Origin of the sequence: Mariluticola halotolerans (assembly GCF_021611515.1) — a bacterium.
GTDB classification, from domain to species: Bacteria; Pseudomonadota; Alphaproteobacteria; order Rhizobiales; family Devosiaceae; genus Mariluticola; species Mariluticola halotolerans.
The window spans coordinates 1,383,445-1,404,816 of sequence record NZ_CP090960.1 but is presented as its reverse complement, the minus strand read 5'-3'; the positions used below and the strand labels follow the sequence as shown (position 1 = coordinate 1,404,816).

Genomic DNA, 21,372 nt, shown 5'->3' with positions numbered 1-21,372 from the left:
CCTTAAGCAGCTATTGTTGCAATGGTTTATGGTGCCGCCCAGAGCAGATCCATCAAACGCGAAAGCAATAACCTAGTGGGGAATCCGGCGCAGCGCGTCGGCAATGGTCAGGTCATCTTTGCCCATGCGCGCCCTGTAGACCATGTAATTGCCCAATACGCGCTGCGTATATTTTCGCGTTTCGACAAACGGTATCGCCTCGATCCAGCTGACCGGGTCCACATTCTTGTCGCGGGGGTCGCCATAGGATTTCAGCCACTTGTTCACATTGCCGGCCCCCGCGTTATAGGCAGCGGCGGCAAGCACGAGTGATCCGTCATAGCGGTCAAGTTGCGAGGCGAGATAGGTGGAGCCGAGATAGGCGTTGAACGCGGGATCGTTAAGCCGGGAAGGGGAATAGGTTTCGCCAGTTTTTTGCGCAACTTCCTTGGCCGTGGATGGCATAAGCTGCATCAGCCCACGCGCACCAACCCGGGAAATGGCACCGGCGTCAAACTTGCTCTCTTGCCGCGCGACGGCATAAACGGCGGCTTTATCGATCGCAGCCAATGGCGCATTGTCGGGCACGCCATCTTTCGGGAAATTGAACAAATCCAGTGCCACACCACGCCGGTCGGCCACATCGGCAGTCAGGATCGCCATGTTATGCGCATCGATTGACTGCGCCAGCCGCGCCGTCAGCAACAGCTGGCCGGGATCGGAAATTGCATGGGCCAGGCGGCTGACCAGAGGTTCGGCCTTGCGCTTCTGGCCATGGGCCGCCAGCAACCGCACCGCCTTGACCAGTTCAAGCTGGTCAAATGCCGGCACACTGGCCTGCCATGCCGGCAAATCCCGAATGTCCACGCGTTTAATGCCAAGCTCAAGCCCGGCCAGCTGGCCGTAATAAACTGTGTGATAGGCGGCAGCGACCGTGAATGAGGCCTTGGCCTCGGCTGCCATCCCTGCCGATTTTTGCGCCAGCCCCAGCCAGTAATTCGATTGGGTAATGGTGTCGGCAAGGGTGGACAATGCCTTCATGCGCTGGAAATGCGGGATGGCGGCTTGCGGGTTGTTCAGAAATTTCAGCGCAATCCACCCGGCATGGAAATTGGCGTCAACAACACGGCCCTCTGGCCCAACGGTATAGCCAGCGGCGGCGGCATAGGCGGTTTTGGGATCGCCCGCTGCCAGGGCCTGCCGCACAATCAGCCGGCGTTCATACCAGAATTCCGCTGAATCCGGCGCATCGCCCTTTACGAGGTCCAGAAATTTGACCGCCGTCGCCAATTGCCCTTTCCGCCGCGCATCCTGGGCGCGCGTGAAGTGGAATAGCGGGTCATTGCGGTAGGCGGGATCTACCTTGTCGATCAGGGCCTGGGCATTGCCGGCTTTGCGGGCCACGGCAATGCGCGCCAGCGCCAGTGATTGCTGGGCGGGCGAGAGTTGGTTCATGATCCGCTCGGTGCCGCTGGCACGATCATGCATGAGCAAATGCACGGCACGCCGCCAGTGATCCTCGCGGGAGAGCAGGCTGCTGAAATCGCGCACAACAGCCGCTTCCTGATCCCGGTTGAGGAATTCGTTGATCCAGACTTCCCTGATGATCCTGCCTGCACGCTCGCGCTGTCCATCCACGACATAAGCGCGGGCCAAAGCAATCTGGCCGTCAATTGTATTGGGCATCTGTCCGCCCAGCATGGCGATTACGTCACGGGCGGATGCATTGGCCCTGGTCAGCGCCTGCTCCATGCGGGTCTTGTAAAAACTGGCGCTGGAATAGGCGGGCGCATCGGCAGCGAGCCGGGCCACAGACTGGTAATCGATGGCGCCGCCGCCGTAATAAACGGCCGCCCATTGCACCACCCGCCGCTCGATGGGATCGGTCAGCGTGGCCGCAAGCTGATAAGCGGCGGCCGGATCCGTGTCGACAAGGTTGAGGGCTCGGCTGAAACCGGTGACCTGAGGGCGTGATTGCAAGGGCGGGCGCGGCGTGACGGAGGCTGTGGTTACCGGATCAATGCTTTGCGCAACAGCAATACCTGCGCCACCCCATCCGGTAGCGCTCAATACGGCCAGTACACTCAAGCCCTTCGCCAGCCGTCGCCGGTTGGTGTGATCAAGCAACATCACGATCTAGGCCTCTCCTTTGAACCAGAATTTGGTTTCAATCCGCGTCACGATGAAATACTAGCGGGATGACGTGAAGATAAGGTTGCCAAGAGGTAAATTTCTTGAGCAATCCGCCACCTTGTCGTACCGCATAACAAAAAGTATGGTGCGCAACTCTGTTCGGAACATGGCAGGTCCATGCCCGCGAAACTTAACTGCCTGGGGCAATGGTTTTGATCCATTGGAAACCAAAAATGCACCAGTATCTGCTTTAATTCTAAAAGCCCGGCGCAACGGGCGAAAATTGAGGAAAATACGATGTTCAGCGGGTCCATTCCGGCGCTTTTCACTCCCTTTCTTGATGGGCGAGTGGACGAAAAAGCCTTTTCCCGGTTTGTTGACTGGCAGATCAAGGAAGGCAGCTCGGGCCTGGTGCCCATGGGCACGACTGGGGAATCCCCCACACTTACCCACGAAGAGCACCGCCGTGTTGTCGAGATCTGCATTGAGGTCACGGATAAGCGCGTACCGGTGATTGCCGGCGCGGGCTCCAACTCCACTGCAGAGGCTGTCGGGCTGGCAAAGTTTGCCGAGGAGAGCGGCGCAGACGGCGTGCTCTGCGTATCGCCCTATTACAACAAGCCCAATCAGGAAGGTCTGTTCCAGCATTTTGCGTCGGTTGCCGGCGCGACGGCATTGCCGGTCATCCTTTATAATATTCCGGGCCGCTCTATCGTCGATATTTCGGTCGATACCATGCGCCGCTTGCGCGATGCATGCTCCAATATTGTCGGGGTCAAGGATGCCACCGCGGACATGAGCCGTGTCAGCCTGCAGCGCCTCAAGCTGGGGGCTGATTTCATCCAGTTGTCCGGCGAGGACATCACCGCGCTCGGCTTCAACGCCCATGGCGGCACGGGCTGCATTTCGGTGACCGCCAACATTGCGCCCGCTTTGTGTGCAGAATTCCAGGCTGCCTGCCAGGATGGTGATTTCGCCATGGCCCTGAAAATTCAGGACCGGCTGACACCCCTGCACAAGGCATTGTTTATCGAGCCCAATCCGACTGGCGTGAAATATGCCGCCCAGCGCCTCGGGATCTGCAAAGCCGATGTCCGGCTGCCGCTGGTGCAGGTTGCGCCGGAAACGGCAAAGGCCATCGATGCGGCAATGGAGCACGCGGGCCTCGCGTGAGAACCGGCATATGGCCGCCAAAAAGAAGACCAAAGATGAAATCAATACCGGGCTCGTTGCGGAAAACCGCCGGGCCCGCTTTGACTATGAAATTCTCGATACGCTCGAGGCGGGTATCATGCTGACCGGCACCGAGGTGAAATCCCTGCGGACGGGCAAAGCCCAGATCACGGAATCCTATGCCTCACCCGAGGGCGGGGAATTGTGGCTGATCAACGCCCATATTCCCGAGTACCTGCAGGCCAACCAGTTCAACCATCACGAACGCCGCCGCCGCAAATTGCTCGTGTCGAAGCGGGAACTGGCGCGGCTGTCGCAAGAAGTGGAGCGCGGCGGCAATACCATCGTGCCGCTGAAGCTCTATTTCAACGACCGGGGCATGGCCAAACTGCTGATCGGGCTGGCCAAGGGCCGCAAGTCGCATGATAAGCGCGACGCGCAAAAAGAGCGCGACTGGAACCGTGAGAAATCGCGGCTCATGAAAAACTACTCCTGAGCCGAACCGTCCCGGATTTCCGCCGCCGCCGCAAAGACCACGCTTTCAAACATCTCGGTGGTCAGCCTGCCGGTATTGGTGTTGTAGCGCGAGCAGTGATAGCTGTCGTAGAGCACATAGCCATTGTCGAATACGTGCCGGGCGCCATGCCCGAACGGGTAGGCGGCCTTGCGTGCCCCGATCGTGGTCAGAAAGCTGTCATGCGCGATTCGGCCGAGCGCCAGGAACACCCGCGCGTTCTCATGCGCCTCGAACGTCGCTACCAGAAACGGCCGGCACGTGTTGATCTCCGCCCCGATCGGCTTGTTCTGCGGCGGGACGCAGCGCACCGCGTTGACGATCAGCGTGTCATGCAGCTCCAGCCCGTCATCTGCCCGCGCCTGATAAGTGCCCGAAGCAAGGCCGGCGCGCCCCAATGTCTGAAATAGCAGGTCGCCGGCATAGTCACCCGTGAACGGGCGGCCTGTGCGGTTCGCGCCCTGCAAGCCAGGCGCGAGGCCCACAATGATCAGTTTTGCAGCGGGATCACCCCAGCCCGGCACCGGAGCGTTAAACCCGTCCGGCAGTTTCAGCTTGTTCTCCGCGCGAAACGCCACCAAGCGCGGGCAAAGGGGACAATCTTGGGGAGGGTCGACAGGAATATTTTGCATCTGATCCATCATGGCACAAAGAAAAAGCGTTTTGAGCGAACCCAAAACGCTTGATCATTATTATAAGGGACTGGCAACGAAATTGCGAAAAGCGGTTCGCGCTTTCCGCAATTCACTAGTCCGCGTCTTCTTCAACCACGGGCCGTTCGGTCTGAGGCCGGCCGACGCTTTTGACCAGATCAACCACATCGACGAAATAATCCGCCTGGCGGCGCAGGTCGTCGGCAATCATCGGCGTCTGGGTGGTCAGTGTCGAGACCACAGTGACCTTTTTGCCCCGGCGCTGTAGCGCGGAAACGAGCGCTGTAAAATCGCCATCGCCGGAAAACAGAAACATGTGATCATAGTGCGGCGCCATCTCAAGCGCCTCCACTGTCAACTCGATATCCATGTTGCCTTTCACTTTGCGGCGGCCTGACGAATCAGTGAATTCCTTGGCTGGCTTGGTCACCACGCGATAACCATTATAGTCTAGCCAGTCGATCAGAGGACGAATGGACGAGTATTCCTGATCTTCAACTAGAGCTGTGTAATAATAAGCACGGACAAGATAGGCTTTACGCTGAAACTCCGAAAGCAAACGGCGATAATCAATATCCATTCCGATGGCTTTCGACGTGGCGTAAAGGTTGGCGCCATCGATGAAAAGGGCAACCTTTTCACGCGGGTCGAGCATCATTTCAAATTCACTCCAGAAATTTAGGTGCCTTGAAAATCCCCGTCCTTAGGACTTTCGAGCGAGAGGCAGGTGGCACCAGTTTATTTTTATCCAACAACTGGATCGCACAGCATTGAGGCGGAAAACTGCACTTAACGATGGAGTGGTCCAACGTCTTCCCCGTTATTTGACAGTTAAATACTTCGACTTGAGAGCACGCTACCCTTGAAAAAGGCACCTCGCGAACCCATCAATGCCGCTATAGCAGCAAATTTAACGACAATATATCCATGAAATTGATATAAATTGTACACGTGCGCTTTCATCGCCAAATCGCGAAACTTGTCATCGGTGCGCCACTCGTGTATGAAGCGGAACTTTCCAAACAAGAGTGGAGACGAGTGTGGCCCGCGTCACCGTTGAAGATTGCATTGAAAAAGTCGAAAACCGCTTCGACCTCGTCCTCATGGCAGCCCATCGCGCACGGATGATCTCATCCGGCGCGGCGATCACTGTAAGCCGTGATAATGACAAAAATCCGGTCGTCGCCCTGCGCGAGATCGGTGATGCTGCCATTTCACCTGAAGATCTGCATGAAGATCTCATTCATTCGCTGCAGAAATATGTTGAGGTCGATGAGCCTGAAGCGCACGCTGCACCGGTCATTGAAGGTGCGCCTGAAGACGATAGCGACACTTTCGATACCATGAGCGAAGACGAATTGCTGCGCGGCATTGAAAGCCTCGCGCCGCCGGAACGACGCGACGATTGATCGAACGCGCGTTTGGCTTGTACTATGAAGGTGTCGGAGTAAATCCGGCGCCTTTTTTATTGCGGCCAGGGTGCCGACGGGGAGTATCACGCGGCAAATGATGCGGCAATTTGAGCTGGTGGAGCGGGTTCTAGCCTACAACCCGAATGCCGACGAAGCTCTTCTCAACAAGGCCTATGTTTACGGGATGCAAAAGCACGGCTCGCAGAAACGCGCGTCGGGAGATCCCTATTTTGCCCACCCGCTGGAAGTCGCCGCCATCCTGACGGATCTCAAGCTGGATGACGCCACGATTGCCGTTGCGCTGTTGCACGACACAATCGAGGACACAGATGCCACCCGCGCCGAGATCGATCAGATGTTCGGGGCCGAAATCGGGGCTATCGTTGATGGCCTGACCAAGATCGAACGGCTTAACCTGGTCACCCGCGAGGAAGCTCAGGCCGAGAATTTGCGCAAGCTGCTGCTCGCCATTTCCCAGGATGTGCGCGTCCTGCTGGTCAAACTGGCCGACCGCTTGCACAATATGCGGACGCTGGAATTCGTGCCGCCGGAAAAGCGCAAGCGCATCGCCCAGGAAACCATGGATATCTATGCTCCCCTGGCTGGGCGCATGGGTATGCAGGATATGCGCTCGGAACTGGAAGACATCGCCTTCCGCACCCTCCAGCCCGATCACTATAAGGCAATCATCGAGCGCCTTGCTGCGATGGAAGAGAAAAACGCCAGAACCATCGAGGCGATTTCCAGCGAGCTGACACAGCGCTTCGCAGCTGAAGACATTCATGCAGAAGTGACGGGCCGGCTGAAATCGCCCTGGTCGATCTTCTCCAAGATTGAGCGCAAATCGATCGCGCTGGAGCAGCTTTCCGACATTATCGGCTTCCGGGTAATTGTCGACACCATCGAGGATTGCTACAGCACCCTCGGCGTCGTTCACACCAGCTGGAAAGTGGTGCCGGGGCGCTTCAAGGATTATATCTCGGTCCCCAAGCATAATGATTACCGCTCGATCCACACCACGGTGGTGGGGCCGGGTCGCCAGCGCGTTGAGCTGCAAATCCGCACGCACGAGATGCATGTGATCGCCGAATACGGCATTGCAGCCCATGCGCTCTATAAGGACGATGTCACTGAAAACCTGCAACGTCTGGAAAAGGAAAGTCGCGCCTATAGCTGGCTGCGGTCCACAATTTCCCACCTGACAGACGGCAATTCCACCGAAGAGTTTGTCGAATATACCAAGCTGGAACTGTTCCAGGATCAGGTGTTTTGCTTCACCCCGCGCGGACGGCTGATTGCGCTGCCGCGCGGCGCAACCCCCATTGATTTCGCCTATGCCGTCCACACGGAATTGGGTGACACCTGCGTGGGGGCCAAAATCAATGGTGCCGTCGTGCCGCTGGTCACCCCGCTGAAAAGTGGCGATGAGGTGGAAATCACCGTCGACCGGGACCATTCGCCCCCCGCCAATTGGGAGAGCATCGCCGCCACGGGTAAAGCCCGTGCTGCCATTCGCCGCGCCGTGCGCTCCTCCAGTCAGCAACGCGCGGCAACCCTCGGCGGCCAGATCTTTGAATCGGTACTGACCCGTGAGGGGCTGGGATTGAACCCTGATGAGGGCGCGCAACTCGCCGAAAAACTGGGCCTGACTTCCCGGCAGGAAATGTTGGTCGCTCTGGGAGAAGGGCGTGTCGAATCCGACGCGCTTCTGAACGAGGCGGCAGCCGTCAAAGGCTTGCGCCGGCGCAAGCGGCGAAAAATTCAGATGCCGGTCGCCGATCAGGCCGACGGATGGTTCTCCCTGCGGGCCTCAACCGGGTTTAAATTCAGGGTGCCCGGAGGCCAGACGCTTGGCAAAAAGGGAAAGGCGGCACTGGCGCGGCTCGATCTGGAAACCGGCGTCGGTGTGTCACCTGAAGGTGTGGTGCCCGGAGACCGGATCATCGGTATCTTGACGCCGGATGGCGTTATTACGGTCTATCCAATCCATTCCGAGGCATTGGTCGACAAATATGATGCCGACGTTGCCTGGATCGATGTGCGCTGGGATGCGGCCGGACATGAGGATCAGACCTACAAGGTCGCAATCTCCATGCTCGCCCTTAACAAGCCGGGCTCGCTCGCGCAGATATCTTCGGCTATTGCCGCGTGTGATGCCAACATCCACAACCTGTTCATGCTTATGGCGTCCCCCGACTTCCACAAGCTTGTTTTTCAGATCGAATTGCGGGATTTAGCGCAACTGACTGATGTGCTGGTGACCCTCAAGCAAACCAGCAACCTGTCGCAAGTGCAGCGCGCACCTATTTCAGATGCACGTGCCATCTCGAAAATCGACTGGATTGAAAAAGATACCGAAAAGGCGACCACATGAACCAGCAAGAAATATTTGATGTTTTCCGGGAATGCGGTGCCTTGCTTGAAGGGCATTTCATCCTCTCCTCCGGCCTGCGGTCACCGGTATTCCTGCAAAAGACGCTGGTTTTTCGCCAGCCGGAGAAAACGGCCATATTGTGCAAGGCTCTGGCGGAAAAGATCGTCGAGGCCGGTTTTGGCGATGTGTCGCAGGTTGTCTCGCCCGCAGTGGGCGGCATCATTCCTGGTTATGAAACCGCGCGCTGGTTGAAAAAACCCGCCATCTATACCGAGCGGGTTGATGGAAAATTCGCGCTGCGCCGCAATTTTGAAGTTGCCAAAGGTGAAAAGGTCATCGTCGTTGAGGACATTGTGTCCACGGGCCTCTCCATCCGGGAATGTGTGGATTGCATCAAGGCGCTGGGGGCCGATGTGGTCGCGGCTGCCTGCCTGATCGACCGTTCCGACGGGACTGCCGATATCGGTGTGCCGCTGGTCTCACTGGCTGAGTTGCGGGTGCCGGCTTATCCCGCGGATGCATTGCCGCCCGAACTGGCAGCCATTCCGGCGGTCAAGCCGGGCAGCCGCGGTCTGCAATAGTCATGATTATCGGGCTCGGGAACGACTTGTGTGAAATCAGCCGCGTGGAAAACACGCTGGCGCGTTTCGGCGAACGCTTCACGTTGCGCTGCTTCACGGAAATTGAACGCACCAAGTCGGACCGCCGCGCCGCGCGCGCCGCCTCCTATGCCAAACGCTTCGCGGCCAAGGAGGCGTGTGCCAAGGCGCTGGGCACGGGCCTGTCACGCGGGGTCTACTGGCGCGATATGGGCGTGGTCAACATGAGGTCCGGCAAACCAACAATGGCGCTGACCGGCGGGGCGGCCCTCATTCTGACACAGCTTGTACCCAAAGGATTTCTGCCCCATATCCATGTCAGCATCACCGATGATGCCGGCATGGCCCAGGCCTTTGTCATCATCGAAGCGCTGCCGGTTGACCAAAACCCTGCGCTCTTCTAACCAGACGTTACAGGAAAACCGGGAAAAATCATGAGCCAGCCCAAAGCGGATGCCAAAGCCAAGCCTTCGGAACTGCGCGAAACTATTGTCGTTGTCATTCAGGCCCTGCTGATTGCGCTGGTCTTTCGCACCTTCCTTTATCAGCCCTTCTCCATTCCCACCGCCTCGATGCAGTCGACACTGATGATCGGTGATTATCTGCTGACATCGAAATACACCTGGGGTTATGGCCGGTATTCGTTCCCGCTGGGGTTGATACCGTTCAATGGCCGTATTTTTGGTCGCGAGCCGAACCGTGGCGACATTGCCGTGTTCCGCCCCGTGCCGCAAAGCGATGCCTATATCAAGCGGGTCATCGGCATGCCCGGCGACCGCATACAGATGATCAACGGTATTCTCAACATCAATGGTGAGGCGGTAAAGCGCGTCGAAATTGGTAAAATCAACGATACAGACAGCACCGGCGTCACCGTGCCGGTCACCGTCTATCGTGAAACCCTGCCCAATGGTGTCGAGCATACCATTCAGGAAATTTCCGACACCATGCAGCTTGACAACACGGCTGAATATGTGGTGCCTGCCGGGCATTATTTCATGATGGGCGACAATCGTGACCGCTCGCAGGATAGCCGGGTCTTGAGCGCTGTCGGCTATGTCCCTGCCGGCAATCTGATCGGCAAGGCCGAAGTGCGCTTCTTCTCGATCAAGGACAATATTCCGCCCTGGCAGGTCTGGCAGTGGCCGGCAAATGTGCGTCTCGATCGTATGTTCCAGTCTGTCTATCAATGATCGCAAAAGAACAGGGCATAACCGGTATTCAGCAGCGGATTGGCTATCAGTTCGCCAATCCGGACCTGCTCGAAAAGGCCTTGACCCATTCAAGTGCGGTGTCACCCGGACGGCGCACAGAACGCTCCTATCAACGGCTTGAGTTTCTCGGTGACCGTGTGCTTGGCCTTGTTGTGGCTGATTTGCTGCACCGGCGCTTGCCCAAGGCCAACGAGGGCGAGTTGTCGCGTACGCTCAACACCTTGGTGCGCAAGGAAACCTGTGCCGATGTGGCGCGTACCTTGAATCTTGGTCCGGCGCTGCGTCTGGGCGAAAGCGAAGCGCGCACCGGCGGCGCGGAAAAAGAAGCCATTCTCGCCGACGTATGCGAAGCCGTAATCGGTGCCGTATACTGCGATGGCGGTTTCGATTGCGCCTTCGAACTGGTTGAACGCCTGTTTGGTGGCATGATTGGTGCAGCCAATGCGAAACGTGCTGACGCCAAAACGGCCTTGCAGGAATGGGCGCAGGGCAGGGGGCTCGAACCGCCTGATTACACAGAGGTGGAACGCAGTGGCCCCGACCATGCGCCGGTCTTCACCATTGCGGTCAAGGTGCAGGGTTTCGCGGCCGAGAACGCTTCCGGCCCATCCAAAAAGATTGCTGAACACAAATCGGCTGAACAATTCCTGATCCGTGAAAATGTATGGAAACCCACTTCGTGACAGATGTAATCGCCGCTCCTGAAAATCCCCGCTGCGGCTTTGTCGCCCTCGTCGGTGCGCCCAATGCGGGCAAGTCGACCCTGCTCAATTCGCTCGTTGGCACCAAGGTTTCCATTGTCACCCACAAGGCGCAGACCACCCGCACCCAGATTCGCGGTGTGGTGACGGAAGGCGACGCCCAGATTATTTTTGTCGATACGCCGGGCATTTTCGCCCCCAAGCGCCGGCTTGACCGGGCCATGGTGCAATCGGCCTGGGCCGGGGCCGGTGACGCCGATCTGGTCGCGTTCATCGTTGATGTGCAAAAGGGCATGGCGCCCGACGTGGAAGCCTTGATTGAAGGCCTTGTCGCCGTGCCGCATCGCAAGGTGCTGGTGCTGAACAAGATCGACACCGTGCGTCCTGAGATGCTCCTGGAGCTGTCTCAAAAGCTCAACGAGCGCATCAAGTTCGAAGAAACCTTCATGATTTCAGCGCTCAAGGGCGATGGTGTTACCGATTTTCTCAATTGGTGCGGCAAGAATATCCCGCTTGGCCCCTGGCACTTCCCCGAAGATCACCTCACGGACCTGACCCAGGCCCTGACGGCCGCCGAAGTGACGCGCGAAAAGCTGTTCCTGCGCATTCACGACGAAATTCCCTATAATGTCACCGTGGAGACAGAGGCCTTCAAGGTGCAAAAGGACGGCTCGTTCAAGATCGACCAGATCGTCTATGTCACCCGCGACACCCACAAGAAAATCGTCCTCGGCAAGGGTGGCCAGACCATCAAGGCGATCGGGGCGGAAGCGCGGGCCGAGCTGATGGAGATTTTTGAGACCAAGGTGCACCTGTTCCTGTTCGTCAAAGTGCGGGAGAACTGGGCGAACGACCCCGGCCGTTACCGCGAAATGGGCCTCGAAATGCCCAAGGAGTGAGTGCCGGGCTTTCGAGGCTGAGCCGGTGATGATCGAAGCGACACAATAATGGAATGGACAGGCCACGGCTTAATCATCGGGGTCCGCCGTCATGGCGAGAGCAGCGTCATCGTCGAGGCCATGGTGGCGCGGCGGGGGCGCTATATGGGGCTGGTGCGCGGCGGGCGCTCAACGCGCCATGCGGCCACGCTACAGCCCGGCAATGATGTGCAATTGACCTGGCGGGCCCGGCTGGAAAACCATCTCGGTAATTTCAGTGTCGAGCTTGTACATCCCCGGGCTGCGGAATTGATTGCCGACCAGATCCGTCTCTATGCCTGCCAACTGCTCTGCGATCACCTGCGTCTGCTGCCCGAGCGCGACCCGCATGACCGGTTGATGGGCGCCGCGATCGATATTCTCGACGGGGAGGGGGACAGTTTGGTCCTCGGCGCGGCGCTGGCCCGTTTTGAGTTTTTCCTGCTCGATGAACTCGGCTTCGGTCTTGATATCTTTTCGTGCGCCTTGACGGGGGAAACAACAAACCTGACCCATGTCTCACCCAAGACCGGACGGGCGGTCACCCGCACTGCCGCCGAGCCCTATATCGAGAAACTTCTGCCCCTGCCGACCTTCCTGCAAGGGGATGTGACGCCCGGTCTTGGTGACATAAGCAATGCCTTCCGGCTGACCGGGCATTTTTTGGCAATGCATGTGTGGACAGCCCGGCAAATTGCACCCCCTACAACGCGCGACCGGCTGATAGGGATGCTAACAAAGCCGCTATAGTCGCACTACTGATTCGTTCCGTTTGTGGAAGACCCAATGTCCGATTCCGATATCCTGCCCCCCGAGGGCGATGAGCACCGCATTGTTGATTTGAGGAAGGCGCTGGAAGAGCGCTACCTCTCCTATGCGCTCTCCACCATCACCCAGCGCGCCTTGCCCGACGCCCGCGATGGCCTGAAGCCGGTGCATAGACGCATTCTGCACGGCATGCGCCTGCTGCGCCTTGATCCTGAAGGCGCGTACAAGAAATCCGCCAAGATCGTTGGCGATGTCATGGGTTCGTTCCACCCCCATGGCGATCAGTCGATCTATGACGCGCTGGTGCGCCTGGCGCAGAATTTTGCGCTGCGCTATCCGCTGGTCGACGGGCAGGGCAATTTCGGCAATATCGATGGCGATAGCGCCGCCGCCATGCGTTACACTGAAAGCCGCATGACCGATGTTGCCCAGCGCCTGATGGAAGGCATTGGGGAGAACGCCGTCGATTTCCGGCCGAACTATGATGGCTCCGACGAGGAACCGGTCGTTCTGCCGTCCAACTTCCCCAACCTGCTGGCCAATGGTTCCAGCGGTATCGCGGTGGGCATGGCGACCTCTGTGCCGCCCCATAATGTTGCTGAACTCTGTGACGCGGCGCTGCACCTTATTCATAATCCCGGCGCGCAAACGGCCGATTTGATGAAATATGTGCCCGGCCCCGATTTCCCCACAGGCGGCATTCTGGTCGAAGACAGGGCCAGCATTGAACAGGCCTATACTACCGGCCGTGGTGGATTCCGTGTGCGTGCACGCTGGTTCAGCGAGGATACCGGCCGCGGTGGTTATCAGATCATCGTCACCGAAATTCCTTACGGCGTACAGAAGTCCCGGCTGGTCGAAAAGATCGCGGAAATGATGCTCGCCCGCCGCCTGCCTTTGTTGAAGGATGTGCGCGACGAAAGTGCCGAAGACATCCGTCTGGTGCTTGAACCCAAAAGCCGCACCGTCGATCCGGTGATCCTCATGGAGAGCATGTTCAAGCTCACCGAGCTGGAAAACCGGTTTTCGCTCAATCTGAATGTGCTCGATATGGGCACGGTCCCCAAGGTCATGAGCCTTGCCGAGGCACTCAGCGCCTGGCTGCAGCACCGCAAGGTCGTTCTGGTGCGCCGGTCCGAATACCGGCTCGGCCAGATTGCCCATCGGCTTGAAGTGCTCGGCGGCTATATCATCGCCTTCCTCAATCTCGACGAGGTGATCCGCATCATCCGCGAGGAAGACGAGCCGAAGGCCGAGTTGATCCGCACCTTTGAGCTGACGGATGTGCAGGCTGAAGCCATTCTCAACATGCGCCTGCGCTCCCTGCGCAAGCTCGAAGAGATGGAACTGCGCAAGGAGCACGAAAAGCTCACTGAAGAGCAGGGCCATCTCGAGGCACTTCTCGCCTCAGACAAGAAACAATGGGGTGTGATCGCCACGGAAGTGGGCGAGATCCGCAAGATTTACGGCCCCGACCATCCGCTGGGCCCACGGCGCACCACCTTTGATACAATACCCGACGCAGGCGATTTCGACATCGAGACCATGATGATCGAGCGTGAGCCGATCACCGTCATTCTGTCCGAAAAAGGATGGATCCGGGCGATGAAAGGTCATAATGCCGATGTCGACGGTCAGGCCTTCAAGGCCGGTGATGAACTCAAGCTCGCGCTCAAATGCGAGACGACGGACAAGTTGCTCCTGCTCACTACAGGCGGCAAAATCTATACGCTCGGTGCCGACAAACTGCCGGGCGGGCGTGGGCATGGTGAGCCGGTGCGCATCATGGTCGACATTGAGGAAGGCCACGATATCGTGGACCTGTTCATCTACAAAGCCGGCGCCAAACGCGTCATCGCCTCAAATGTCGGCAATGGTTTTGTGATCGCCGAAGACGATATGATCGCCAATACCCGTAAAGGGAAACAGGCGCTCAATGTATCCGGTGCCAGCGAAGCCAAGCTGTGCGTGCCCATGTCCGGCGACATGGTGGCGGTCATTGGCCAGAACCGCAAACTGCTGGTTTTCCCGGCAGCGCAATTGCCAGCGATGAGCCGTGGCAAGGGCGTGCGCCTGCAAAAATACAAGGATGGCGGCATTTCCGACCTGAAGGTTTTCAGTGCTGAAGACGGTTTGAGCTGGGAAGACAGTTCCGGACGTACCTTTGTCAAATCCATGGATGATCTCAAGGACTGGCTGGGCGATCGCGCCGCAGCGGGCCGTCAGCCGCCGACCGGGTTCCCCCGCAATAACCGGTTCAGGGGTTGACCGAAAACCGGGTGATGATCGGTTTATGATCGCTGCCTGCAGGGTCTCCCGCATATAGCTCATGCACCTTGATGCCGCCCCGGGTCATCACGTGGTCAATTGGCAGGAATGGCCACGTTTCGCGCCAGCCCGCCACATAAAAGCGTGTCGGATAGGTCATGAGCGAGTGGTCCTGCCGCTCCAGTCCGGCGCGTGTTGCAAACCCGCGCACGGCGTAGGACCACGAGGTGGAGTTGAAATCACCTGATAGCACCAATGGCCCGGGCAATTTCTGCAAGGCTGCACCAAGATCGGCAAACTGGCCACGTTGACGGGCAAACGCCAAGTCAATACCTTCGGCGATGTTGTCACCCTTGTCCAGCTGACTGATTTGTCCGGGCCAGTCAAAATGGGTGGTTACAACAGTAAACGGCTGGGCATCTTCCCCGGCAAATCGGGCGACTATCCGGGAAATCCGGTCCGTGCCGCCCGTGGCACAGGCTCCCTCGGTCTCGGCCTCAAAAGGTATTTTCGCGTAAATGGCCACATTGGCCCGTTTGCCGCCCCTGCAGATGGAATGATAGGGATAGGTGTCTTCCATCAGCGCATGCAACCCGTTGCGTTGCTCGGGGAAATATTCCTGAAATGTCAGAATATCAGGGTCTTCGGCGCGAATGCTGTCCCAAAGTGTTGCGGCCTCACGGTTGCGCCCAAAAAGGTTATGGGTCAGCAGTTTGTAAACAGGCCGGCCATCTTGCGGCATGGCATCACGTGCGTTGAGCAATGGCGTCAGCTCGGGAACCACAATCAGCGACGAAGCCATGAACCCCGTCGCCGAAACTGTCATGGCCAGGGCGCGCCAGCGCGGCATGTCGACAAAAAAGGGTGAGGCAAGCAGGCAAAACAACGTGCCGGGAAAAATAACGGCCTGCAAATGGTTGAAAAAATCCAGCGCCGGATGGGCAAAGCCAAATGCTGCCGCCAAGGCAATCAGCATCAGACCTGTAGCGCCGAGCGCGAACGACAGCCCGGCTGCCCACTTGATAAACTTCATAATATAACGCAACTCCAGCCGCGCTTAGTCGGCCTGAACAATATCTAGCCTTTGCCAGCCCGCCGTCCCGGACTGCACTTCCAGCGGTTGAAAGCTGGCTTTGTACGCCATTTTAGGCGAATTTGGGACCCAATAGCCTAGATACACATATTTAAGCCCGCTATCGATCACCCGTCGGATATGATCGAGGATCATGAAATTGCCCAATCCGCGCGCGGCGTGTGAGGGATCGAAAAAGCTGTAGACCATCGACAGGCCTTCATCCATGAGATCGCTCAGGGCTACGGCGACCAGCGGGCCGGTTGTGCCATCGCTTTGCGCCAGCCGGTATTCGATCAGAACCGAATTTACCGGCGTATCCTCCACCATGTATTCATAATCCATATAGGACATCTGCGTCATGCCGCCGCCTTCGTGCCGCGTCTCAAGGTAGAGTTTGAACAGATCATACTGTTCGGCGCTTACCCGGGGCGACAGCTGCGTGCCGATGATGTCCTGGTTCCGGCGCAGAATGCGGCGATGACGCCCCCCAGCCGTAAAATCATGGGCCGGAATACGCACGGACCGGCAGGCGGAACAGCCATCGCATGCGGGCCTGTAGATCAGGTTCTGGCTGCGCCGAAAGCCATGTTCGTTCAGCACATGATGCAGCATGGACGCGCGGCGCCCGCTGAGATGGGTAAATAGTTTGCGCTCCTCACGTCCTTCCAGATAGGGGCACGGCATCGCAGCCGTGAGGAAGAACTGGGAATTCTCAGGCGATTGGTCCGTCATGAACTGCCTCGCAAAAACTCAAAAGGATCTAAACCCCATAATACCAGGGGGCCACAATACAGAATACGATCCAGACTATAATCACCAGTGGCGATCCCACAATGATGAAGTCACGGAACCGGTAATGCCCCGCACCCATAACCAGCAGATTGGTCTGATAGCCGATCGGCGAGGCAAAGGACGCATTGGCCCCGAGAATGACCGTCGCGATCAGGGGCAGGGGGTCGATACCCATCGAATTGGCGGCCGCAATGGCGATCGGGGTGAATAGCACTGCCGTGGCATTGTTGGACAGAAAATTGGTAATCACCGCGACGACAAGGAACATGCCGCCCATCAATACACGGGGCGAACTTGTGCCCAGAATGCCAATGGCGCTATCAGCAATCAGCTGGGCACCACCGCTGACATCCATCGCGGTTGCCATGGCGATGGAAGAGCCGACCAGCATGATGATCTTGCGGTCAATCGCCCGCGCTGCCTGACGGATATTGAGACAACCCGTTGCAACCATCGCGAACGCGCCGAGCACCGAGGCAACCACGGCGGGCATGACGCCCGAGGCAATCAGCGCAACGGTGCACAAAAACAGCAATTGCGCGCGCAGGGCCATGCCATGCGGCTTGACCTCCGAGGCGCTCCACTCGATCACGATCAGGTCCTGAAGACCCCGCATCCGCTCAAGGGATTTCGGCTGGCCTGCAATCAGCAGAATGTCGCCGGCTTCCAGTCGGATTTCGCTCAATTGCTGGCGCGGCATGCGGCTGCGCCGCTCAAGCCCGAGGATCAGCACGTCGTGTTGGGCCATGAAACCGGCCTGATCAACACCATTATTGACCAGGCGGGAACCGGGGGGAACCAGTGCCTCGCAAAGCACCACGCTTTCGCCCTCGCCACTGCCGCTGATCGAACCCGCGTCATCAAACGCGCGCCAGTTGCGTAGCGCGTCAGTCAGTGCATCCCGCGTTGCGGCAATGATCAGCGTGTCGCCGCTTTGCAAAGTCAGGTCATCAAAGGGCGGCAAAAAGGTATCACGCCCCCGCTTCACCGCGCGCACCGTCATGGTGGTCAGCTTGGGGAACATGCCGGCCACGGTATGGTCGCCAATCAGCGGATGGCCGTGTGTCAGTCTTATCTCGGTCAGGAACTGGGTATTGCGGTTGCGTGCGCCTGTGCTTTCGCCTGCATTGTCCGGCACAATACGCGGGGCAATGAACAAGACATAAAGCCCGCCGACAAAGGCCATGGCCAGGCCCGGCACGGCGAATGAAAAGAACGTGACCGATTCAATGCCGTATTGCTGAGCCACACCCGCCGCCAGCAGGTTGGTGGATGACCCCAGCACGGTAATCATGCCGCCAAGAATGGTCACATAGCTCAACGACATCATGAATTTCGAGGCGGGCAGGCCCCGGCGCGAAATGACCGACGCCAGAACCGGCATGAACACCACCACCACCGGCGTGTTGTTGACCACTGCGCTTGCTAGTCCGGCAATCACCAGCGCCAGCAACACCACACGTGTCGGGTGCTTGGGCCACATCTCCGCCAATTGCTCGGCCAATCGCCCCAAAGCCTCGGTCTGGATCAGACCCTGTCCGACCGCAAGAAGGGCCAGAATGGTGATCAGGGCGGGGTTGGCGAAGCCGGAAAGCAACCGGTCGGGCGTCAGGCCGGCACCAGGCATCAGGCTGGCCATAACCAGCAGCGCAACAAGAACGCCAAGCGAAACCAGCTCGATCGAAGCCCATTCCGTTGCATAGAATACCATGGAAATGGCGATCACCGCGAAGGTGAACCACATGGCGACAAAATGTGCATCAAGACCTAGGTCAAACATCGCGCCATCATGCTGATCTCAGGGGCTGAACCCAAGCGAAATTTTCAACGCCCGGCACGAAATTCATGCTGCGCGATTGCAAAGTTTATGCAAAGCCCCGCCTGATTGTAATCCCAAATGGTTGTCTCAGGCGTCGAAACCCTGAAACCCGCCCCGGCTGGCCCAGTGCCTCTCCATCGGCGAACGGCGCAACATCAGTGTGCTGGTGATCATGTCATGAACCAGCTGCCGGCGCTGGGTGAACAGGCCCACCAGCAGTAGCGGCCAGAAAATCCAGATGGTAACCCAGAATACGAACGGATGCAGCAGCGCCTTCCAGCCCTCAAGGGGAGGCCCGGAAACCGGCGTGAGCACCAGATCGCAAATCTGCATGCCGTAGGTCGCCCGGCGCGATGAACCGAGCGTCACCACATAATATAGGAACACGGCAACAGGCACGATAAAGGGCAGCGAAATCCAGGCCAGCCCCAGGGTCAAAAAGCCCGCGACAAGGGTCAGCATCAAGAATATCAGCGAAATCGCCGAAATAATCACCAGATCGACAAGATAGGCCATTACCCGCCGCGTCAGCAAACCGTCAAACAGTTCGGGCGAAGTTCTGGGGTCGGGTAAATTAGCGCTCATGTCTTGGTCCCTCATGCAATACCATCACCATATTGATAGTGAGGGGGCTTTGCACAAGGGGTAATCCTGAAACGGGCTGCTATACGCGTTCGCCGTTCAGTATGCGTGCCGCCTCCAGCGCATGATAGGTCAGTACACCATCACAGCCCGCGCGCTTGAACGCATAGAGCGCTTCCATCATGGCGGCGGTCCGGTCAAACGCCCCAGCCTTGGCCGCGAACTCGATCATCGCGTATTCGCCAGAGACCTGATAGGCGAAAACCGGGATGTTGAAATCGTCACGCACCCGGCGCACGATATCGAGATAGGGCATGCCCGGCTTGACCATGACCATGTCCGCGCCTTCATCAATGTCCTGCGCCACTTCCCGCAGGGCTTCGTCCGAATTGGCGTAATCCATCTGATAGGTGCGCTTGTCACCCTGCAATCGCTCACCTGAACCAACAGCCTCGCGGAACGGCCCGTAATAGACGGACGCATATTTCGCCGAATAGGACATGATCGCGGTCTTGTCATGCCCTTCAGCATCAAGCGCCATGCGAATGGCGCCAACCCGGCCATCCATCATGTCCGAGGGGGCAATGATGTCGGCCCCGGCACGGGCCTGCACAATGGCCGACTTCACCATGACCTCAATTGTCTCGTCATTGAGAATTTCGCCGTTGCGCACCAGCCCGTCCTGCCCGTTGGCGGAATATTCGTCCAGCGCGACATCGGCGATCAGGCCGATATCAGGCACGGCTTGCTTGATTGCGCTCAGCGCGCGGCACATCAGATTGTCCGGATTATAGGCTTCTTCGCCGTTCTCGCTGCGCAAATGCCCCGGTGTGTTCGGAAACAGCGCCAGTGCCGGAATACCCTCTGATGCTGCTTGTTTGGCCGCTTCAACCGCCAGATCAATCGAGAGTCGCTCGACACCCGGCATTGTGTTGATGGCACTGCGCTCGTTCTGGCCTTCAATGACAAACAGGGGCCAGATCAGATCCGCCGGTGTCAGCACGGTCTGGCGCACCATGGCGCGGCTCCATGCTGCCTGACGCGTCCGCCGCTGCCGGTGGCCGCCCAGAAAGTCCATATCGTGTTTTGTCCAAGTGCCAGACATCGTCGCGCCTCTCGCTTCATTCATCTGCTGTCTATCAGGCAAAGTTCCCTCTCGCAAAGGTGCGTCATGCCGCACTTGTCGCCGCGACCGCAATCAGGCTAGGAAACCTGTGGAGGCTCATAATGGACATTAAAACTATCGCACGCGAGAATTTCGTCCGCATTCTGGCGCTGATCAGCCTCGTTATCGGACTTGGCGATGCCGCACGCCTGCTTGGCGTGTCGGGCGGGCAGCAGGACCCGATGCAGGCGCTGGGCGTTACGGGTTTCGTTCTGCTCGCCATTCTGGCGCTCACGCGTTTGTTTGCGGCCGTGGGCTTGTGGATCAGTTCCAGCTGGGGCGGGGTGCTGGTGATCGGTGCCACGCTTCTGGAATATATCCTGCTGCTCGTTCACAGCCCGCATATTCATATATCGACCCTTGGCCTGCTCGTCCGCACCGTGGTGTTTGTCGGCATTCTTGGCCTGTTGATTTTACGCTATCGCCACAACCGGGCGCACGTTCACGACTGATTTAGGTTACGCAATCCTTGTCATGTGTAACGTTTCAGAAAGCCAAAATATCGAAGTTTCTCAGTAACATAGTTTTAAGCCTACCGCTTAAGGCGATCTTATCGGGCCAGCTGTAATTTACCCTCACCAGACACGAAGAAAATCGTGCGTTCACAGTGAGGCAGACATGAATAGCAAATCCAACGCTGCGGTGGCAGTTGCAGGCGAGAGGCCGCAGGGTCTCAAGCCGCTATATCTAGAAGCGGTGTCGCGCGTTGAGCGCCTTCATCGTCGACTTTTGGACCTGATCAAGGACGAGTTTGATCGCATGGGCTGGGACGATATTAACCCGGTTCAGGCGCTGATGATGTTCAACATCGGCGACAGCGAATTGACAGCGGGCGAATTGCGGTCCCGTGGTTACTATCTCGGTTCAAATGTATCCTATAATTTGAAGAAGCTTGTCGATACCGGCTACATTTTTCAGGAACGCTCCCGCGCTGACCGGCGCTCGGTCCGTATCCGTCTCACCCCCAAGGGCGAGGAAGTGGCTGAAGTCATCGACGAACTCTATGACCGTCACCTGAAATCGATCGACAAGGTCGGTGGTCTGGGTGATGAGGAATTTGCCGGGCTGAACACCGCTCTGGCCCGTCTCGAGCGCTTCTGGGTCGATCAGATTCTCTACAAGCTCTGATTTTGGCTTGCACGTAACTGTGATCTTTTGATCACAGTAGAAATAAGACGCCGGCCTCAGTGCCGGCGTTTCTTATTTGTGCCGCAAATCACTTCTAGCGCCGTCA

General features: G+C 58.0%; 21 protein-coding genes. 13 read left to right on the top strand and 8 right to left on the bottom strand.

Annotated features, from left to right (window positions below; translation table 11 throughout):
- Positions 1 to 72: 72 nt before the first annotated feature.
- The gene (locus tag L1P08_RS06745; protein ID WP_303619234.1) at positions 73 to 2,109 is read right to left on the bottom strand and encodes a lytic transglycosylase domain-containing protein; all 2,037 of its coding nucleotides are present in this window, start codon (positions 2,107 to 2,109) and stop codon (positions 73 to 75) included.
- A gap of 300 nt (positions 2,110 to 2,409) precedes the next feature.
- Between L1P08_RS06745 and dapA the strand changes: the two genes are divergently transcribed.
- On the top strand, positions 2,410 to 3,285 hold the full coding sequence (gene dapA / locus L1P08_RS06740; protein ID WP_303619233.1) for a 4-hydroxy-tetrahydrodipicolinate synthase: 876 nt from the start codon (positions 2,410 to 2,412) through the stop codon (positions 3,283 to 3,285).
- A 10-nt stretch (positions 3,286 to 3,295) separates the two neighbouring features.
- Positions 3,296 to 3,781, top strand: coding sequence for an SsrA-binding protein SmpB (smpB, locus tag L1P08_RS06735; RefSeq protein WP_303619232.1), 486 nt, complete (start codon positions 3,296 to 3,298; stop codon positions 3,779 to 3,781).
- Here the strand turns inward: smpB and L1P08_RS06730 are convergent.
- Positions 3,772 to 4,377, bottom strand: coding sequence for a uracil-DNA glycosylase (locus L1P08_RS06730; RefSeq protein ID WP_368077127.1), 606 nt, complete (start codon positions 4,375 to 4,377; stop codon positions 3,772 to 3,774). The genes smpB and L1P08_RS06730 overlap by 10 nt on opposite strands.
- Before the next feature lie 169 nt (positions 4,378 to 4,546).
- Positions 4,547 to 5,107 carry a LabA-like NYN domain-containing protein gene (locus L1P08_RS06725; protein WP_303619506.1) on the bottom strand — a complete coding sequence of 187 codons (561 nt, stop codon included), beginning with the start codon at positions 5,105 to 5,107 and terminating at the stop codon, positions 4,547 to 4,549.
- A gap of 385 nt (positions 5,108 to 5,492) precedes the next feature.
- On the opposite strand from L1P08_RS06725, the gene rpoZ reads away from it, so the two are divergent.
- The 9 genes from rpoZ to parC all read left to right on the top strand — a co-directional run bounded on the left by rpoZ (position 5,493) and on the right by parC (position 14,705).
- Positions 5,493 to 5,861: a DNA-directed RNA polymerase subunit omega gene (gene rpoZ / locus L1P08_RS06720; protein ID WP_303619230.1), complete on the top strand. Its 369-nt coding sequence runs from the start codon at positions 5,493 to 5,495 to the stop codon at positions 5,859 to 5,861.
- 97 nt (positions 5,862 to 5,958) lie between these two features.
- Positions 5,959 to 8,238 (top strand): RelA/SpoT family protein, encoded by a 2,280-nt coding sequence (locus L1P08_RS06715; protein WP_303619229.1) that lies wholly within the window; start codon positions 5,959 to 5,961, stop codon positions 8,236 to 8,238.
- Positions 8,235 to 8,819, top strand: coding sequence for an orotate phosphoribosyltransferase (gene pyrE, locus L1P08_RS06710; protein WP_303619228.1), 585 nt, complete (start codon positions 8,235 to 8,237; stop codon positions 8,817 to 8,819). The genes L1P08_RS06715 and pyrE overlap by 4 nt, the downstream gene beginning before the upstream one ends.
- A gap of 2 nt (positions 8,820 to 8,821) precedes the next feature.
- Entirely contained in the window at positions 8,822 to 9,241 is a 420-nt protein-coding gene (gene acpS / locus L1P08_RS06705) for a holo-ACP synthase (protein WP_303619227.1), read from the top strand.
- A 30-nt stretch (positions 9,242 to 9,271) separates the two neighbouring features.
- Entirely contained in the window at positions 9,272 to 10,030 is a 759-nt protein-coding gene (gene lepB / locus L1P08_RS06700; RefSeq protein ID WP_303619226.1) for a signal peptidase I, read from the top strand.
- The gene (rnc, locus tag L1P08_RS06695; RefSeq protein WP_303619225.1) at positions 10,027 to 10,734 is read left to right on the top strand and encodes a ribonuclease III; all 708 of its coding nucleotides are present in this window, start codon (positions 10,027 to 10,029) and stop codon (positions 10,732 to 10,734) included. Before lepB ends, rnc begins: the two co-directional genes overlap by 4 nt.
- Positions 10,731 to 11,651: a GTPase Era gene (gene era / locus L1P08_RS06690; RefSeq protein ID WP_303619224.1), complete on the top strand. Its 921-nt coding sequence runs from the start codon at positions 10,731 to 10,733 to the stop codon at positions 11,649 to 11,651. The genes rnc and era overlap by 4 nt, the downstream gene beginning before the upstream one ends.
- Before the next feature lie 48 nt (positions 11,652 to 11,699).
- Positions 11,700 to 12,419: a DNA repair protein RecO gene (recO, locus tag L1P08_RS06685; protein ID WP_303619223.1), complete on the top strand. Its 720-nt coding sequence runs from the start codon at positions 11,700 to 11,702 to the stop codon at positions 12,417 to 12,419.
- 36 nt (positions 12,420 to 12,455) lie between these two features.
- On the top strand, positions 12,456 to 14,705 hold the full coding sequence (gene parC, locus L1P08_RS06680) for a DNA topoisomerase IV subunit A (protein WP_303619222.1): 2,250 nt from the start codon (positions 12,456 to 12,458) through the stop codon (positions 14,703 to 14,705).
- Here the strand turns inward: parC and L1P08_RS06675 are convergent.
- The 5 genes from L1P08_RS06675 to hemB all read right to left on the bottom strand — a co-directional run bounded on the left by L1P08_RS06675 (position 14,695) and on the right by hemB (position 20,078).
- Entirely contained in the window at positions 14,695 to 15,738 is a 1,044-nt protein-coding gene (locus L1P08_RS06675; protein WP_303619221.1) for an endonuclease/exonuclease/phosphatase family protein, read from the bottom strand. The two genes, parC and L1P08_RS06675, sit on opposite strands and share 11 nt — an antisense overlap.
- Before the next feature lie 24 nt (positions 15,739 to 15,762).
- Positions 15,763 to 16,512 (bottom strand): arginyltransferase, encoded by a 750-nt coding sequence (locus L1P08_RS06670; protein WP_303619220.1) that lies wholly within the window; start codon positions 16,510 to 16,512, stop codon positions 15,763 to 15,765.
- Between the two features lie 28 nt (positions 16,513 to 16,540).
- Positions 16,541 to 18,352 (bottom strand): SLC13 family permease, encoded by a 1,812-nt coding sequence (locus L1P08_RS06665; RefSeq protein ID WP_303619219.1) that lies wholly within the window; start codon positions 18,350 to 18,352, stop codon positions 16,541 to 16,543.
- Between the two features lie 126 nt (positions 18,353 to 18,478).
- Positions 18,479 to 18,976 carry an RDD family protein gene (locus L1P08_RS06660; RefSeq protein WP_303619218.1) on the bottom strand — a complete coding sequence of 166 codons (498 nt, stop codon included), beginning with the start codon at positions 18,974 to 18,976 and terminating at the stop codon, positions 18,479 to 18,481.
- Positions 18,977 to 19,055: 79 nt separating this feature from the next.
- On the bottom strand, positions 19,056 to 20,078 hold the full coding sequence (gene hemB, locus L1P08_RS06655) for a porphobilinogen synthase (RefSeq protein ID WP_303619217.1): 1,023 nt from the start codon (positions 20,076 to 20,078) through the stop codon (positions 19,056 to 19,058).
- A gap of 122 nt (positions 20,079 to 20,200) precedes the next feature.
- On the opposite strand from hemB, the gene L1P08_RS06650 reads away from it, so the two are divergent.
- The gene (locus L1P08_RS06650) at positions 20,201 to 20,590 is read left to right on the top strand and encodes a DUF6163 family protein (RefSeq protein ID WP_303619216.1); all 390 of its coding nucleotides are present in this window, start codon (positions 20,201 to 20,203) and stop codon (positions 20,588 to 20,590) included.
- Positions 20,591 to 20,756: 166 nt separating this feature from the next.
- Positions 20,757 to 21,266 carry a transcriptional regulator LdtR gene (gene ldtR, locus L1P08_RS06645; protein WP_303619215.1) on the top strand — a complete coding sequence of 170 codons (510 nt, stop codon included), beginning with the start codon at positions 20,757 to 20,759 and terminating at the stop codon, positions 21,264 to 21,266.
- Positions 21,267 to 21,372: the final 106 nt, after the last annotated feature.